Raw genomic sequence first — 15,764 nt, 5'->3', positions numbered from 1 at the left:
GACTAAACCTGGGAATCGGGGAACGCGATCACCGAGAGGAAACGGATCGGCAACTCGACCAGATCCACCGGGCCGTGTGCACCTTCGCCGTCGAACTGCAGCGAGTCGCCCGGGTTCAGCCGGTACACCGTGCGGCTGTGGCTGTAATCCATCACCCCTTCGAGCACGAAGATGAACTCCGTGCCGGGGTGCTGAAACAGGGGATAGGTCTGACTTTTCGCCGACAGGGTGACGTGCAGACACTCGAGGCGCTTGTGTTCACCGCGTAGCGAGCCCAACAGCTGGTACTCGTGGCCTTCCTTGGTGCCGTTGCGAACGATGCGTGCTCCCGTGCCCGCGCTGACGAATGAGGCAGGACGCTCGACGTCCGCGCCCCGGAACAGACTGGTGACGGGTATGTCGAAACCATTGGCCAGCAGCGCCAGGGTGCTCAGGCTGCACGACGTCTGGGCATTCTCGATCTTCGACATCATCGCCTTCGAAATGCCGACTTGAGTGGCCATTTCGGCCACCGTGAGGCCCTGCTGCAGGCGGAGTTGGCGGACGTTGCGCCCGATGGCGGCCTCCAGCTCGAGCTCTGCCACCGGCGCGTGCGGGTCGCGGTCGCGAGCCGTGCCGGACCTGTTGCGGAGCAGCGGGATGTCAGACATGTTCAGCCAGGAGTCAACGCATCTGTCCGGCACCGGAATACGGATACGGGCTCGTGAGTAGGTCGGCCTCGCCGAACCGGGACAGCCGGAAGTCGCTGTCGGGAATGCGGGGATCGGCGCTGCGGCCGTCAACGACGAGATCGGCGATCAACCGTCCCACCGCTGGTGCGATCTTGAACCCGTGACCGCTGAACCCTGCGGCGACGACGAGCCCTTCCACCCCCGTCTTGCTGATGACCGGGTTCCAATCCGGGGTCACGTCGTAGCAGCCGGCGTAGCTGCCGGTGATCGCCGCATCGGTGAAGCCGGGGAATCTGGTTTGAACGCGCTCGACGGTGTCCTCGACGAAGGCCTCGGTGGCGCGGTTGAGGTAGTCGTCGGGGTTCGCGTCCTCGACGTCGGACAGATCACTGTTGCCGAACAGCAGCTCACCGCCGAGTTCCGGGCGAATGTACTGCAGTGACACCAGATCGGAGAACACGGGCACGCTGCCGATCTCGACGCCGGGCGCGATGGTCACGAGCTGTTCGCGGACGACGCGAATGGGCACGTCGATGCCGTGCGGCGACAGAAGGGCCGGCGTCCAGACGCCGGTGGCCACCACGACGGCGTCCGTAGAGATCTCCGATCCGTCGGCCAACCGAACACCCGTGACTCTGTCACCGGCGGTCAGCAATCCGGTGACGTTGGCGCCTTGGAGAATCCGCACCCCGGCCGCGCGCGCCGACGCCGCGAACGCCTGCGCTGTCTGGTACGCGTCGCCGTAGCCACCGCGTGCCTCCCACGCGAATGCCCCGAACGGCGTCAGATCCGCGTGTGGCCACAGCCGGGCGACATCGGCTGCGCCGATCTCCTCGGTCTGAACGCCCACTGCTCGCTGCGCGGCAAGGCTCTTGCGCAGCGAGTCGGTGTCTGGATCGCCGACGCCGACGACGTAGCCGGTCTGCCGGAATCCGATGTCGGTGCCGAAGATCTCGTGCGACTTCTCGAAGACCTCCAGCCCGACGGAGGCCATCGCCGCCAGCGAGCTGACGCCATAGTGGCAGCGCACGATGCCGCTGGACTTGCCGGTCATCCCGGCGCCGACGGTACTGCGTTCGGCCACAACGACATTGGTGACGCCACGCTGTGACAGCGCCCAGGCCGCTGCGGCACCCTCGATGCCGCCGCCGACGATCACCACATCCGCGGTGCTCATTGGCCGGGAATCCATTCGGTACCGGCCAAGGGAACGCGGGCCATCGCCGCCGCCTCGATGGTGACGGCGACGAGGTCCTCGGGTTCGAGGTGGCAGACGTGGGACTTTCCGCACGCACGCGCAATGGTCTGGGCCTCCATGGTCAGCACGCGCAGGTAGTTGGCCAGCCGTCGGCCACCCTCGACAGGGTCGAACCTGGATGCCAGCTCTGGATCCTGCGTGCTGATACCCGCGGGGTCGGTGCCGTCCTGGAAGTCGTCGAAGAATCCCGCTGCGCTGCCGAGCTTTTCGTAATCGGCGGCGTAGCGGGGGTGGTTGTCACCGAGTGCGATCAGTGCCGCGGTGCCGATAGCGACGGCGTCGGCCCCCAGCGCAAGCGCTTTGGCCACGTCGGCGCCGGTGCGGATACCGCCAGACACGATCAACTGCACTTTGCGATGCACCCCGAGCTCCTGCAGCGCCTGCACCGCCTGCGGAACAGCCGCCAGCGTCGGGATGCCGACGTGTTCGATGAACACGTCCTGGGTCGCCGCCGTGCCGCCCTGCATACCGTCGACAACGATGACGTCGGCGCCCGCGTGCACCGCCAGCTTCACGTCGTAGTACACGCGGGTGGCGCCGACCTTCACGTAAATCGGCTTCTCCCAGTCGGTGATCTCCCGTAGCTCGTTGATTTTGATCGTCAGGTCGTCGGGACCGGTCCAGTCGGGATGGCGGCACGCCGAGCGCTGGTCGATGCCCTCGGGCAGGGTGCGCATGGCCGCGACGCGCGGCGAGATCTTCTGTCCGAGCAGCATGCCACCGCCACCAGGCTTGGCGCCCTGACCGAGAACGACCTCGATCGCATCGGCCTTGCGAAGGTCGTCGGGGTTCATGCCGTATCGGGACGGAAGATATTGGTAAACAAGGGATTTGCTCTGCGTCCGCTCCTCGGGCGTCATCCCGCCGTCGCCGGTCGTGGTGGAGGTGCCGACCTCGCTGGCACCGCGCCCGAGCGCCTCCTTCGCCGGACCGGACAGTGCTCCGAAGGACATGCCCGCGATGGTGGTCGGAATGTCGAGGTGCAGTGGGAACTTGGCGCAGCCGTCACCGAGCACAACGTCGGTGTCACACCGTTCGCGGTAGCCCTCCAGCGGGTAGCGGGACATCGACGCCCCGAGGAACAGCAGGTCGTCGAAATGCGGCAGCCGACGTTTGGCGCCCCAACCGCGGATGTCGTAGATGCCGGTCTCGGCGGCACGGTGGATGGCGGCGATCGTCGACCGGTCGAAGGTCGCGGACTCGCGCAGGCCCAGCCTGGCGCGGTCATCGGCGGTGTGGCTCATCAGTAGGCCGTGGCGTTGTCGACGTGGAAGTGGTATAGCGACCGCGCCGAACCGTAGCGCGTGTAGGCGGCGGTATCGTCTGTGAAACCTGCCGCTGACAAGAGCGATTCAAGCTCTGAATGGTGTTCGGGACCCATCTCTTTGACGACGCAATCCGCGCCCAGCGATGCGACGTCGCCGCGGACGTAGATGCGTGCCTCATAGATCGAGTCCCCGAGTGCCTCACCGGCGTCGCCGCGCACCACGAGCCTGCCCGCCTGCGCCATGAAGGCGCTCATATGCCCGACGTCGCCGCCAACCACGATGTCAACACCTTTCATCGAAATGCCGCACCGGGCAGCCGCTTTGCCCTCGATGACCAGGAGGCCACCGTGCGCAGTGGCACCGGCGGACTGGGATGCACTGCCCTTGACCCAGACGGTGCCGCTCATCATGTTCTCGGCGACGCCGGTGCCGGCGTTGCCGTCGATCGTGACGTGGGCCTGCTGGTTCATGCCCGCGGCGTAGTAGCCGACGTGACCCGCGATGGTCACCCGTATCGGCGCGTTCAAGCCGACCGCGACGTTGTGTGCGCCGTCGGGGTGGGCGATGACATAGTCACCCGACAAGCCGGGGGCGTGCAGAGCGGCGTTGACTTCGCGCAGTCCGGTGGTGGCCAGGTCATACGCGATCACCGTCTCCATGCGTAGACCACTTCCGGCTCGGGCTCCCAGATCTTCGCCGTCTCCACACCGGGAAGGCCTGCCAGAGCGCGGTATTCGCTGCCCATGGCGACCCAGTCATCGGTTTCGGCGATGACAGCGGGCTTACAGGCGATGGCGTCGCGGACCACGGCGAACGAGTCCCTGTTGGACACCAGCAGTGTGTAGAAGCCGTCGAACACCGCGCAGAGATCCTTCAACGCCCCCTCGACGTCCCGGCCGTTGGCCAGCTGATCGGCGATGAAGCGCGCACCCACCTCGGTGTCGTTGTCGCTGTCGAATGACACTCCGGCTGCACGTAACTCGCGGCGAATGGTGGCGTGGTTGGCGAATGATCCGTTGTGCACCATGCACTGTTCGGGGCCCACCGCGTACGGATGGCACCCTGCGGGCGTCACCGCCGACTCGGTCGCCATTCTGGTGTGCCCGACGCCCTGCCAGCCCTGCGCCTTGGCGAGCCCCCAGCGTTCGGTCAGTACCCGCGGATGGCCGACGCCTTTGAGCACCGCGAGGTCGGCGCCGAATCCGGCGACGAGAGCGTCGGGATACGCCGACTTGGCGGCGGCCAAGATGTCCTCCGACGAGGTCTGTGCGGTGAGGAGATACGTCTCGTCGAGCTGTGTGACCGAAACGCCGAGCGTCTCGGCGACCTCGTCCGGGCTCGCGTCGACCTCGAGCAGTGACACGCAGCCGTGACCGGGCGGAGACCACGTCGGATCTCCGTACACCGCGACGCCGGCCGAGTCGCTACCGCGATCGCCCATCTCGCACAACATGCCGGTCACCAGTTCGCCGAGTTGGGGATGCAGGTCGGGGTTGCGCAAGTGCAGGCCCACAATGCCGCACATCGGAAATCCTTTCGCTCAGAAGGCGGTGAGGTAGTGGTCGATTTCCCACGGTGTCACGGCGCTGTGGTAGGCGAAGAACTCGTCACGCTTGATGCTCGCGAAGTAGGAGGCCACCCCGTCACCGGCAGCATCGAGCACACCGGTGATCACCGGGTCGCCCTCGAGTTCGTCGACAGCGTGCAACAGCGTCGGCGGCAGCGCCGAACGACCCTGGGAGCCAACACCACCGGGATCGGTACTGCGCTTGATGCCGTCGATACCCGCACCGAGGGCGGCCGCGATGGCCAGGTATGGGTTCGCCGACCCGTCGCCACCGCGCAGCTCGACGCGCTGGTCGTCGGGCACGCGGATGTAATGCGTCCGGTCGTTGCCGCCGTAGCTGGGGGTGTTGGGTGACCACGCAGCGCCGGATGCCGTCGACGTCGCCCGGGTCCGCTTGTAAGAGTTGACTGTTGGCGCGACGACGGCCTGCAGCGCGCAGGCGTGTTCGAGGATGCCGCCGATGAACGAATAGGCGGTATCCGACAGGCCGAGCCCTCGCTCGTCGGGCAAGCCCGTACCGGCGGGGAATACCGGAGTGCCGCCGGTGGTCAGCGAAAGGTGAAGGTGTAGACCACTTCCCGTGCGGTCGGCGAATGGTTTGGGCATGAAGGTGGCCACCATGCCCCGCTCGGCGGCGATCATCGACAGCAGATAGCGCAGCGTGACGACACGGTCAGCAGTGGTCAGCGCGTCGGCGAACTGGAAGTTCTGCTCGAACTGGCCGTTGCCGTCCTCGTGGTCGTTGGCGTAGTTGAACCAGCCGAGGCTGTTCATCGCCGTCGAGATCGCGGTGAGGTGGTCGTACATCCGGGTGACGCCGCGTGCGTCGTAACAGGGTTGGGCGGCGGTGTCGTCGGTGTCGGCGGTGGACAGTGCGCCGTCGGCGCCGCGACGCAACAGGAAGTATTCGACTTCCGCGCCGACCCACGGCTCGAAGCCCGCGTCGGATGCCTGCGCGATCATCGCCTTGAGAATGACGCGCGGCGCGAAGGGCCACGGTTCGCCGTTGACATGCGGGTCGCAGTGCACGATCGCCAGTCCCGCCTTGAGGAACGGGATCGGCGTGAACGAGTCAGGATCTGGAATGGCCATCAGGTCAGGGTCTTTGGGCTCTTGGCCGATGGCGCCGACGGCATATCCGGCGAATCCGACGCCCTCGGTGGCGAGCAGATCGACCGCCTCGACCGGCACCAGCTTTGCGCACGGCTTACCTCGCAAGTCGACGAACAGCGCGAGGATGAACTTTGTCCCGGATGCCTCGGCCAGAGACGCCAGATCGTTGGACATTGTGAGGAAACCTCGTCTCTTGTCAGGAAACACGATGCCGAAAGTCAACCGGCGCGGGCGTGTGCCCGCGCCGGTCGGCTTACAGGTCAGACCGGTTGCATGTCGTACGAGGACTCGCGGTGGAACTTCGTGTCGATGCCCTCTTCTTCTTCGTCGGGCGAGATGCGAATGCCCATCGTCTTCTTGATGGCAAAAGCGATCGCGAACGCGACGGCGAAGGAGTAGACCATCACCGCTCCCGCCGCGACGGCCTGCTTCCACAGCTGGTCGAAGCCGCCGCCGTAGAACAGGCCGTTCGTCGCATTGGGCATGGACTCGCTGGCGAGCAGGCCGATCAGCAACGTGCCGATCACACCGCCGACGAGGTGCACGCCGACGACGTCGAGGCTGTCGTCGTAGCCGAACTTCGACTTCAGGCCGACGGCGTAGACACAGATGGCACCCGCGATCGCGCCGAGGATGATCGCGCCGACCGGCGTCACGGCCCCGCAAGCGGGGGTGATCGCCACGAGTCCGGTGATGGCGCCGGAGGCGGCGCCGACGCCGGTGACGTGGCCGTCCTTGAACTTCTCCACGGCGATCCAGGCCAGGGTGGACGCGCAGGTGGCGACGAATGTGGTCACCATGACGATGGCGGCCGAGTTGCCCGCGGCCAGTGCGGAGCCGCCGTTGAACGCGTACCAACCGGCCCACAGCAGGCCGGCGCCGAGCAGGGTCAGCGGGACGTTGTGCGGCTTGCGCAGCTGACCGAACATCGCGGACTTCCCGAGCACGATGGCAACTGCCAGCGCCGCCGCGCCGGCATTGATGTGGACGGCGGTACCGCCGGCGAAGTCAATCGCCTTGAGTTGGTTGGCGATCCACCCGCCGACCGAATCCTCGGTCACGACGCCGTCGAACGCGAATACCCAGTGCGCGACCGGGAAGTACACCAGCACGGCCCAGACGGACGCGAAGAGCATCCAGGCGCCGAACTTCATCCGGTCGGCCACCGCACCGGAGATCAGTGCCACGGTGATGGCAGCGAACAGCGCTTGGAACAGGGCGAACAAACTGATCGGCAGACCGGAGATGGTCGTCTGCGATTCCAGCAGGTCCTTCATTCCGGCGAACTCGGTGATGCTGCCGAGGAATCCGCCGTAGGAGGTGCCGAAAACCATCGAGAAGCCGAAGAGAACCCAGAGGACACCGACGATGGCGACCGCGCCGAAGGTCATCATCATCATGTTCGTCGAGCTCTTGACCGACACCATGCCGCCGTAGAACAGCGCCAGGCCTGGAATCATCAGCGTCAAGCCGATGATGCAACACAGCATGAATGCTGTGGTGCCCGTGTCCACTACGTCCATTTAGATCTCCTGAAGTGATGCGGCCCGCCACCGGGCCGTTCACTGCCAGTAACCGATGTTTCTGTTACGTGGATCAGCTCGTGATGTTGCCTGCGCGTTAATAGTCGGCGGGTCGCTAGAGTTTCAGCAATGAGACTCGACCGACGCTGGTGGCTCGCCATAGTCGTCGTCGTCATTGCCGCGATCGCGTTCGTGGTTTCGAATATCTTCTTCTCGGGACCGTCCGAGGAGTGCAAGCCCGTGCAGGCCTTCCTCGACTACAACAAGTCACAGGGCGAGCTGATCGCCTCGAAGGAATCCGACAGCGACCCGGCTGTACCGACGGTGGCCGAGGACGCCGCGTACCAACAGTGGGCCGACGGCCTGGCTCAGCGCGCGCAGGAGATCAACGATCCCAACCTCGCGACCACGGCCGTGCAGGTCGCCGATGCGGCCTCCAAATTCGTCGCCATGCTGCCGCGGGCGCGGGCCGAGGTGGAGAATCACGCTCCCGGCACACCCCCACCGTCCTCGTTCTTCGAGATGACGCTTCTGAACAAGCGCATCGGGGACGGACTCGGCCAACTGGCGGACGCCTGCAGCTGACCGGCGGACAAAATGGGGTGCGTCAAACCCTTATCCTTGTTGGGATTGTGCTGGACCCATGACCGCGGTCCCAACCACCTGAAAGGCATACCCAGTGGCGCTCGTCGTACAGAAGTACGGCGGATCCTCGGTATCGGACGCCGAGCGGATCCGCCGCGTCGCCGAGCGCATCGTCGAGACCAAGAAGGCAGGTCACGACGTCGTCGTCGTGGTGTCGGCGATGGGCGACACCACCGACGACCTGCTTGATCTGGCCCGTCAGGTCTCACCTGCCCCGCCGGCGCGCGAGATGGACATGCTGCTGACCTCGGGTGAGCGGATCTCGAACGCCCTGGTCGCGATGGCCATCGACTCGCTCGGTGCGCAGGCGCGGTCGTTCACCGGATCGCAGGCCGGCGTGATCACCACCGGCACTCACGGCAACGCCAAGATCATCGACGTCACCCCCGGCCGTCTCCGGGAAGCGCTCGACCAGGGTCTGATCGTCCTGGTCGCCGGATTCCAGGGGGTCAGCCAGGACAGCAAGGACGTCACCACCCTCGGCCGCGGTGGATCGGACACCACCGCCGTCGCGCTCGCCGCGGCGCTGAACGCCGACGTGTGCGAGATCTACACCGACGTCGACGGCATCTTCACCGCGGACCCACGTATCGTGCCCAACGCCAGGCACCTCGATACCGTGAGCTTCGAGGAGATGCTCGAGATGGCCGCCTGCGGCGCCAAGGTGCTGATGCTGCGATGCGTGGAATACGCGCGTCGCTACGACGTTCCGATTCACGTCCGCTCGTCGTACACGGACAAGCCGGGCACTCTCGTCAAAGGATCGATGGAGGACATCCCGATGGAAGACGCCATCCTGACCGGAGTCGCGCATGACCGCAGCGAGGCCAAGGTCACCGTCGTGGCCCTGCCCGACGTTCCCGGCTACGCCGCCAAGGTGTTCCGCGCGGTCGCCGACGCCGACGTGAACATCGACATGGTGCTGCAGAACATCTCCAAGGTGGAGGACGGTAAGACCGACATCACGTTCACCTGCTCGCGTGAGAGTGGGCCGGGGGCGGTGGAAAAGCTGACGGCCCTGCAGGACGAGATCGGGTTCTCCAAGGTGCTCTACGACGACCACATCGGCAAGGTGTCGCTCGTCGGCGCGGGCATGCGCAGCCACCCGGGCGTCACCGCGAAGTTCTGCGAGGCGCTCGCCGAGGTCGGGGTGAACATCGACCTCATCTCCACCTCCGAGATTCGAATCTCGGTGCTGGTCAAGGACACTGAGCTGGACAAGGCGGTCCTTGCGCTGCACGAGGCGTTCGGGCTCGGTGGCGACACCGAAGCCGTCGTCTACGCGGGAACGGGACGTTAGATGGTCAACGTAGGTGTAGTCGGCGCGACCGGCCAGGTCGGCCAGGTGATGCGCACGCTGCTGGAGGAGCGCGACTTTCCCGCCGCCAGCGTGCGGTTCTTCGCGTCGTCGCGTTCCCGGGGCAAGAAGCTGCCGTTCCGCGGCCAGGAGATCGAGGTCGAGGACGCCGAGACCGCAGATCCCGCCGGGCTGGACATCGCGCTGTTCTCGGCGGGCGCGACGATGTCGCGGGTGCAGGCCCCGCGGTTCGCGGAGGCGGGCGCCGTCGTCATCGACAACTCCTCGGCATGGCGCAAGGACCCCGACGTCCCGCTGGTCGTCAGCGAGGTCAACTTCAAGCGCGATGCGGGTAACCGTCCGAAGGGCATCATCGCCAACCCGAACTGCACGACGATGGCCGCGATGCCGGTGCTGAAGGTGCTGCACGACGAGGCTTCTCTGGTGCGCATGATCGCGTCGACGTACCAGGCGGTGTCGGGCAGCGGGATCGCGGGCGTGGACGAATTGCACTCGCAGGCGAGCGCGGTCGTCGCCAACAGCAGGGAGCTGGTGGCCGATGGCGGCGCGCTCGACTTCCCGGCGCCGGCGAAGTACGTCGCGCCGATCGCGTTCAACGTAGTGCCGCTGGCCGGCTCCTACGTCGACGACGGCTCCGGTGAGACCGACGAGGATCAGAAGCTGCGCAACGAGAGCCGCAAGATCCTCGGCATCCCGGACCTGTTGGTGAGCGGTACGTGTGTGCGGGTTCCGGTGTACACGGGCCATTCGCTGTCGATCAACGCCGAGTTCGCCGAGCCGCTTTCCGTCGCGCGCGCCACCGAACTGCTGGCCTCCGCCGCCGGTGTGAAGCTGGTGGATGTGCCCACCCCACTGGCGGCCGCCGGCATCGACGAGACGTTGGTCGGCCGTATCCGCCAGGATCCCGGTGTGCCGGAGGGCCGCGGGTTGGCCTTGTTCCTGTCGGGTGACAACCTGCGAAAAGGTGCGGCGCTGAACACCATTCAGATCGCCGAGCTACTGGCCGCCGAGCTCTGATTTGCGCCGAAATTGCATTCCAGCAGGCCTCCTCTCGGCATTTCTCTGCTGGAATGCCATTTCGGCGCTTCCGGCCCATGCCGATCCACCTGCACCCGTACCCGACCCCATCCTGCATCCCCTGGCGCCCGGTCAGGTGATCCGGATCGCCCCGACGGCCGGGACGGGCACGCCGACAAGGGATTACGGTATCGGCGCCACCGACCTCTGCGAGTTCATGGAGTTTCCCAGCGGCATCCTCCAGGTCTGCGGTGACAGTTTCGCCGGCCAGGCGGTCGGCTTCGGCGGGTGGTATTCGCCGATCGCACTGCACGTCGAATCCGATTCGATCGACGACCCCAACGGCGTGCGCTACGACGCGGTGAGGGGTATCGACAAGCCGCTGCTGGGCGATCCCACCGAGCCGGGGACCTCGCAGCTACCCGCCGGGGTGGTGCAGATCAACCGCGAGAACTACCTGTTGGTGACCACCGTGCGCGATCTCAACCCGCTGACTTCGCGGCTGGTGAAAGCCGATGCCGCACAGAGTAACTGGCGGACAGTTCCGGGTTCGGTCCGCGACGCCACCTATGAGAACTCGTGGCAGTCACAGATCAGCGGCTATTACGACCCGATCCCTCGGCCGGACTCCGAGAGCGGCTGGGTGTACATCGTCGCCAACAACTTCGACCGCACCGGACCGTTGGTGTTGTATCGCGCGCAACCCAAGACCTTCACCGATCGATCCAGCTGGCAGGGCTGGTCGGCGGAACTGGGCTGGGGGCATCCGCCAACTCCGTTGTGGCCGGACATGGTCGGTGAGATGAGCATCCGCCAGATCGACGGCCAGACGGTGCTGTCGTACTTCAACGCGACCACCGGGAACATGGAGGTGCGGGTCGCCCATGACCCGACCGGTTTGGGGACAGCCCCGGTGACGACGGTCGTCGTGGCCACGGAATGGCCGGATCCGGTGGAACACCTTGGGCCGCCGGAGAACAACCGACTGGCACAACCCTACGGCGGATACATTTCACCCGGTTCCACCCTGGACGAACTGAGGGTGTTCGTCAGCCAGTGGAACACCACCGCCCGCGGCGGGACGCCGTACCGGGTCATCCAATTCGCGGTGAACCCGTTCAAGCCCTAATCGAGCCGTGACAAGCCCTCCTCGTGCTCGGAGACCAGCCAGCGGGCCACGTCTGCGAGCTTCATGTTGGTCTCCTGTGAGGCGCGGGTCAGCATGGCGAAGGCCTGCACCCCGGTGAGGTTGTCGCGCTGCATGAGCAGCCCCTTGGCCTGCCCGATGATGTCGCGGCTGGCAAGTCCGGTCTGGAATTGGACCGCGGCCGCCGAGCCCGCCATCGCGACGGCGGCGTGCTGAGCCAGGATCATTCCGGTCTCCACCGAATCGTCGCCGAACACACCGGCCTCAGTGCCGTACATGTTGAGGGCGCCGAGCTTGCCGCGCCGCACGAACAGCTGAAAGGACAGCACGCTTCGCACGCCCAGTTCCACTGCCTGATCTGCGAATTGAGGCCATCGGGTATCGGATTTTGTATCTTCGATGCGCACGGTCTGCTGATCTCTCAGGGCCGTGAGGCAGGGGCCGTCGCCCAACTCCACTTGCAGATCTTCCAGCTTGGCGACGATCGGATCGGTCGGCACTTTGACGACCACGCGCTCGCCGTCGAGGAGGGAGATGCCCGCCCACCGCGCGCCCGGAACGATGTCCGCGGCCGCGTTGACAATGGTCTGCAGAGTGTCTTGGCTGTCCGCCTTGGCCTGCATCTCGACGGCCAGGTCTCCCAGCGTCTGCGCCAAGACGTGGCTGGATTCTCGGTGCATGGATTTTCTGTACCCCGGTTCGAGGCTATCCATTCCACGAAATTTGTCACACTCGCGCGACGAATTCGACCACTACGTCGACAAGTGCCGGGATGGCGTCGCGTGCGATGACTTCGTAACCGTGGGTACTCAAAGTCGGCACACACAGCAGCCCGGCTTTCGGTGACAGCCCGGTCGCCTTCGCATGAGACGCGTCGGACTCGAATGCTCCGAGCACCGCAGGCTGCGGTGAGAGTCCGAGTCCCGCAGCGATGTTCATCAGTTCGTCGGCGAGGCCCTTGTCGTAGACACACTCGGCGTCGCTGTAGGCCACAATGGGTCCACCGCTGACGGTCGTGCGGTATTCCGCTTCGGTCGGACCCACTTCGAGCGCCACGGTGACGCCACCGGGGAGCGAGTGGCTGGCATACGATCCGCCAACGCCGCCGATCTCCTCGCTCGACGTGAAGACCAGGTAGACGTCTTCGGCCGGTTGTCGGCCGTCCGCTCGAAGCGCTCGCGCCGCCTGCAACAACGCGGTGGCCGGCGCGCGATCGTCCATGAAGTACGAACCGAGATAGTCGGCGCCGACTTCTACCAACGTCCGCTTGCTGCTTTCGATGCACACCCGCGTTCCAGGTTGTACGCCCGCTGCCGACAACTCGTCGGTTGTGTGTCCTGTGAAGACGTAGACGTGAGACCAATCCAGCGCTTTGTCGCCCTGGTCGGGTTTGGTCTCCCAGATGCCTGGGCTCTCTTTTGTGGTGTGCTCAGAACCCACCGACAAGACACCACACAACGTCTGGTGATTGCCCAAGATCGCGACCGGACCGAGTCCGAAGTTGGCGGGGTACATCGTGCCCAGTTGCGACATATGCAGCGAACCATCGGGGTTAACGCGTTTCACGAGCATCGACAGCTCGTCCATATGCGCCATCACCCGCAAAGCCGAGTTGCTCTCGGCGGCGACGCTCCCGCGGATGAGGCCGACGACGTTGCCGGCCGCGTCGACCCACGACTTGTCGACACATGGAGCCAGTTCACGCAGACAAATGTCGCGTACCGCGTCCTCCTGACCCGAGGGGCCGTACGCCCACAGCAGCTCTTGTAACAGCTCCCGGTCCAGGTTCACTAGCTGGACTTCTTGCCACCTTTGCGGCCTGCAGCTTTCTTCTGTGAGTGGTTTCCGCCGCTGCCACTACCACTGCTGCGGCTGCTTTGGCTGCTCCCCGAGCTCTTGCCGCCCTTGCTCGACGCGCCCGGCGAGTTCGAGATCGCCGCCGCGCGTCCCTTGCTCATGCCCTTCTTCCGTAGGCCCTCGTACTGCTTGTCGTTCTTGACGCTGGGTCCGTGGTCCTTCGCCATGGTCGTACTCCTTTCACAGCTGGGGAACGGGTACCCCTGTTGCGACGGCGAAACACGCGACGAGCTCAGGGGTGACGGGTAAGCGACCTGGTCGCGGGGCCCTCGAGCAGGCTGCCGTCGGGAGCGAAACGTGAGCCGTGCAGCGGGCACTCCCAGGTGCAATCCGCGTCGTTCCAGCTCACGATTCCGCCGAGGTGCGGACACACCGGGGAGACAACGTGCGTCTCACCGTTGACCTTGCTCTGTGCGCGCAGGTGCCAAGGAGGTCCGGTCACCACGCCGTCGCCCTCGCTCGGCGTGGCCGTCGAGGCCACTATCGGCGTCACCCAGCCCTTGGCCAAGTTGAATCCCACCTCGAGGTTCGCCATCAGCGCGGTGGCGAGGCCGGCGGCTTCATGTGGGCTCCAACTCGCGAACGCGCGGCGCCAGTCCATCCGGCCGCCGAGCATCTGCGACGAGAGCGCCAGCGCCGCCGCGACGCCGTTGGACATGCCCCACTTGTCGAAACCTGTAGCGACGAAGAGCGTTTCGGACTTAGGTAGCAGCGGGCCGACGTACGGAAGCTCGTCAGCCGGATGGTAGTCCTGGGCGGACCAGAAGTGGCTCCGAACGGCGCCCGGATAGTGCAGGACGGCCCATTTCGTCAGCTCTTCGATACCGGCCGCTGCTGAATCGGCACGGCCGACGGTATGCCCAGCGCCTCCGACGACGAGCTTTTCTCCCCCGGCCGTCGGCGCGTAACGCACTGACCGAGTGGGCGAGTCGACGGAGATGAACATGGACCGGGTGATGTCGCCGGGTACGTCGAACGCCAGGCAGTAGGAGCGCTGGGGCTTCACCCTGGCGAAGAATCCGCCGCGGTCCAAGATCGGGATGCCGGTCGCGAGCACAACCTGCTGTGCCGTCAGAGAAACCTGCTGCTGCTCGGAGGCTTCCGGTAGCTGCACGGAAACCCGCAGCGGACCCCTGCCGGAGATCGAAGTGACCCGAACACCCTGCAGCAAGGTGCCGCCATGGGTTTCGAGCTCGGTCACCAGGCTGTCGAGGAACGGCATGGGATCGATCTGCGCCTGGTCCGGCAGTCGAACTCCGCCGCGGAATGGGAACGGAACATCCGCCTGCTCGACCCACTCGGCACTGTCGAGTCCGGCTGTCCTGGCGGCTGACAGGACTGACCTTGCGGTGTAGACGCCGTCGGCCGCCTGGGCGTAGGCGAAGTCGTCTTCGCGCTGAACATCGAGACCGTGTTCCTCGCAATACCGAAGTAGCCAGTCGCGGCCCTCGGTGTTTCCGGTGACGTAGTCCCGCAGCACCTCTTGGCCGTGCTTCTTGGCGATGCGGGAGAGTTTGGTGCCCTGCAGCAGGCTCACCTTCCCGGTGGTGTTACCGGTCGCCCCAGCCCCGACGTACTGGGCTTCGACGACGGTGACGCGTTTACCCGCCCTGGCCAGCAGCACCGCTGTGGTGAGTCCGGTGATCCCGGCGCCGACGACCACTACGTCGATCACATCCCGGAGAATCTCGTTGTCGCGGGGCGTACCGGCGGATTCGGCCCTGTCGGCCAGCCATAGCGAGGTCATGGCGCCAGAACTACCCGGCCCGGGGGCCATCAAACGTCGAGACCTTGCCTGACGGATGGCAAAACCTTCCTTCCCACAAGCGAACTCTGGCCCGTGGGCGATTACCTGTGCCCGGCATTCTCGGGACTATTTCTCCAGCGATGACGCACCCCTGACCGAACTCCCGAGAGGAACACCAATGATCAAGTCCAAGAACAACTTCAAGTACGCCGCAACTCTGCTTGGCGCCCTTGCCATCCTGTCCATTGCTCCGGCGACAGCCTTCGCCGAGGACAACGACCCGTCCGGCCCCGGCGGGTGCAACTACACGGACGCCGACGGTTACAACATCCCCATCCACAATGGTGAGGACGTCTACGTCGACGGAAAGATCGTCTCGTGCCGCAACGGTTCGGTCGTCGTCACCACGCCTCCCGCGCGTGGAAACGACGTTCGGGGCCCCCTCGCCGGCGGCGGCAACGCGCCGGTGCTGACCGAGGTGACCCCCGCGCCGCAGCCGACGAAGAATCCGAAGCTCCCGGTTCTCAACCAGCCCGTCTTGACAACCGACGCTCGCTAGAGCCACCACGACCGATCGGCCCGCCACGTACTCCCCTCGGTGGCGGGCCGATCCCTGTCGGCGCACAGCTGATT

Annotated in this window: 16 protein-coding genes; 5 read left to right on the top strand and 11 right to left on the bottom strand. The window is 65.7% G+C overall.

Annotated elements, in window-relative coordinates; genetic code table 11:
* Positions 1–2 precede the first annotated feature (2 nt).
* The 7 genes from BST47_RS15015 to BST47_RS14985 form a co-directional block, all read right to left on the bottom strand.
* Positions 3–650 (bottom strand): helix-turn-helix domain-containing protein, encoded by a 648-nt coding sequence (locus tag BST47_RS15015; RefSeq protein WP_083126319.1) that lies wholly within the window; start codon positions 648–650, stop codon positions 3–5.
* Between the two features lie 13 nt (positions 651–663).
* Positions 664–1,848, bottom strand: coding sequence for an NAD(P)/FAD-dependent oxidoreductase (locus BST47_RS15010; RefSeq protein WP_083126318.1), 1,185 nt, complete (start codon positions 1,846–1,848; stop codon positions 664–666).
* Positions 1,845–3,173, bottom strand: a complete 1,329-nt coding sequence (locus tag BST47_RS15005; RefSeq protein ID WP_083126317.1) for an FMN-binding glutamate synthase family protein — start codon at positions 3,171–3,173, stop codon at positions 1,845–1,847. Before BST47_RS15005 ends, BST47_RS15010 begins: the two co-directional genes overlap by 4 nt.
* Entirely contained in the window at positions 3,173–3,856 is a 684-nt protein-coding gene (locus BST47_RS15000; protein ID WP_083126316.1) for a GltB/FmdC/FwdC-like GXGXG domain-containing protein, read from the bottom strand. Before BST47_RS15000 ends, BST47_RS15005 begins: the two co-directional genes overlap by 1 nt.
* Complete coding sequence (locus tag BST47_RS14995) at positions 3,844–4,722, bottom strand: class II glutamine amidotransferase domain-containing protein (protein ID WP_083126315.1); 879 nt, start codon at positions 4,720–4,722, stop codon at positions 3,844–3,846. The genes BST47_RS15000 and BST47_RS14995 overlap by 13 nt, the downstream gene beginning before the upstream one ends.
* A 15-nt stretch (positions 4,723–4,737) precedes the next feature.
* The gene (gene glnT / locus BST47_RS14990) at positions 4,738–6,051 is read right to left on the bottom strand and encodes a type III glutamate--ammonia ligase (protein WP_083126314.1); all 1,314 of its coding nucleotides are present in this window, start codon (positions 6,049–6,051) and stop codon (positions 4,738–4,740) included.
* Positions 6,052–6,137: 86 nt separating this feature from the next.
* Complete coding sequence (locus BST47_RS14985; protein ID WP_083126313.1) at positions 6,138–7,391, bottom strand: ammonium transporter; 1,254 nt, start codon at positions 7,389–7,391, stop codon at positions 6,138–6,140.
* A gap of 138 nt (positions 7,392–7,529) precedes the next feature.
* Here BST47_RS14985 and BST47_RS14980 point away from each other — a divergent pair, with 138 nt between their 5' ends.
* The 4 genes from BST47_RS14980 to BST47_RS14965 all read left to right on the top strand — a co-directional run bounded on the left by BST47_RS14980 (position 7,530) and on the right by BST47_RS14965 (position 11,509).
* A complete protein-coding gene (locus tag BST47_RS14980) occupies positions 7,530–7,985 on the top strand; it encodes a hypothetical protein (RefSeq protein WP_083126312.1) in 456 nt (151 codons plus the stop codon).
* 94 nt (positions 7,986–8,079) lie between these two features.
* The gene (locus BST47_RS14975; RefSeq protein ID WP_083126311.1) at positions 8,080–9,345 is read left to right on the top strand and encodes an aspartate kinase; all 1,266 of its coding nucleotides are present in this window, start codon (positions 8,080–8,082) and stop codon (positions 9,343–9,345) included.
* On the top strand, positions 9,346–10,380 hold the full coding sequence (locus tag BST47_RS14970) for an aspartate-semialdehyde dehydrogenase (protein ID WP_083126310.1): 1,035 nt from the start codon (positions 9,346–9,348) through the stop codon (positions 10,378–10,380).
* Between the two features lie 16 nt (positions 10,381–10,396).
* Positions 10,397–11,509 (top strand): DUF4185 domain-containing protein, encoded by a 1,113-nt coding sequence (locus BST47_RS14965; RefSeq protein WP_083126527.1) that lies wholly within the window; start codon positions 10,397–10,399, stop codon positions 11,507–11,509.
* On the opposite strand, the gene BST47_RS14960 is transcribed toward BST47_RS14965, so the two are convergent.
* From BST47_RS14960 to BST47_RS14945, 4 genes are all read right to left on the bottom strand, one after another.
* Entirely contained in the window at positions 11,506–12,183 is a 678-nt protein-coding gene (locus BST47_RS14960; RefSeq protein WP_234809721.1) for a GAF and ANTAR domain-containing protein, read from the bottom strand. The two genes, BST47_RS14965 and BST47_RS14960, sit on opposite strands and share 4 nt — an antisense overlap.
* 70 nt (positions 12,184–12,253) lie before the next feature.
* Entirely contained in the window at positions 12,254–13,318 is a 1,065-nt protein-coding gene (locus tag BST47_RS14955; RefSeq protein ID WP_083126309.1) for a M42 family metallopeptidase, read from the bottom strand.
* Entirely contained in the window at positions 13,318–13,551 is a 234-nt protein-coding gene (locus BST47_RS14950; protein WP_083126308.1) for a DUF7218 family protein, read from the bottom strand. The genes BST47_RS14955 and BST47_RS14950 overlap by 1 nt, the downstream gene beginning before the upstream one ends.
* A 65-nt stretch (positions 13,552–13,616) precedes the next feature.
* Positions 13,617–15,131: an FAD-dependent oxidoreductase gene (locus BST47_RS14945; RefSeq protein ID WP_083126306.1), complete on the bottom strand. Its 1,515-nt coding sequence runs from the start codon at positions 15,129–15,131 to the stop codon at positions 13,617–13,619.
* Positions 15,132–15,309: 178 nt separating this feature from the next.
* Here BST47_RS14945 and BST47_RS14940 point away from each other — a divergent pair, with 178 nt between their 5' ends.
* On the top strand, positions 15,310–15,690 hold the full coding sequence (locus tag BST47_RS14940) for a hypothetical protein (protein WP_083126305.1): 381 nt from the start codon (positions 15,310–15,312) through the stop codon (positions 15,688–15,690).
* Positions 15,691–15,764: the final 74 nt, after the last annotated feature.

Source organism: Mycolicibacterium tusciae (assembly GCF_002086795.1).
In the GTDB taxonomy this organism is placed as follows: domain Bacteria; phylum Actinomycetota; class Actinomycetes; order Mycobacteriales; family Mycobacteriaceae; genus Mycobacterium; species Mycobacterium tusciae.
Note: the sequence above shows the minus strand (reverse complement) of the source record. Positions and strands in the feature narration are given on the sequence as shown.

Coding starts and splice junctions, on each gene's coding strand:
- BST47_RS15015 (WP_083126319.1), bottom strand. CDS start 650: ATGTCTGACATCCCGCTGCTCCGCAACAGGTCCGGCACGGCTCGCGAC.
- BST47_RS15010 (WP_083126318.1), bottom strand. CDS start 1,848: ATGAGCACCGCGGATGTGGTGATCGTCGGCGGCGGCATCGAGGGTGCC.
- BST47_RS15005 (WP_083126317.1), bottom strand. CDS start 3,173: ATGAGCCACACCGCCGATGACCGCGCCAGGCTGGGCCTGCGCGAGTCC.
- BST47_RS15000 (WP_083126316.1), bottom strand. CDS start 3,856: ATGGAGACGGTGATCGCGTATGACCTGGCCACCACCGGACTGCGCGAA.
- BST47_RS14995 (WP_083126315.1), bottom strand. CDS start 4,722: ATGTGCGGCATTGTGGGCCTGCACTTGCGCAACCCCGACCTGCATCCC.
- glnT (WP_083126314.1), bottom strand. CDS start 6,051: ATGTCCAACGATCTGGCGTCTCTGGCCGAGGCATCCGGGACAAAGTTC.
- BST47_RS14980 (WP_083126312.1), top strand. CDS start 7,530: ATGAGACTCGACCGACGCTGGTGGCTCGCCATAGTCGTCGTCGTCATT.
- BST47_RS14970 (WP_083126310.1), top strand. CDS start 9,346: ATGGTCAACGTAGGTGTAGTCGGCGCGACCGGCCAGGTCGGCCAGGTG.
- BST47_RS14950 (WP_083126308.1), bottom strand. CDS start 13,551: ATGGCGAAGGACCACGGACCCAGCGTCAAGAACGACAAGCAGTACGAG.
- BST47_RS14945 (WP_083126306.1), bottom strand. CDS start 15,131: ATGACCTCGCTATGGCTGGCCGACAGGGCCGAATCCGCCGGTACGCCC.
- BST47_RS14940 (WP_083126305.1), top strand. CDS start 15,310: ATGATCAAGTCCAAGAACAACTTCAAGTACGCCGCAACTCTGCTTGGC.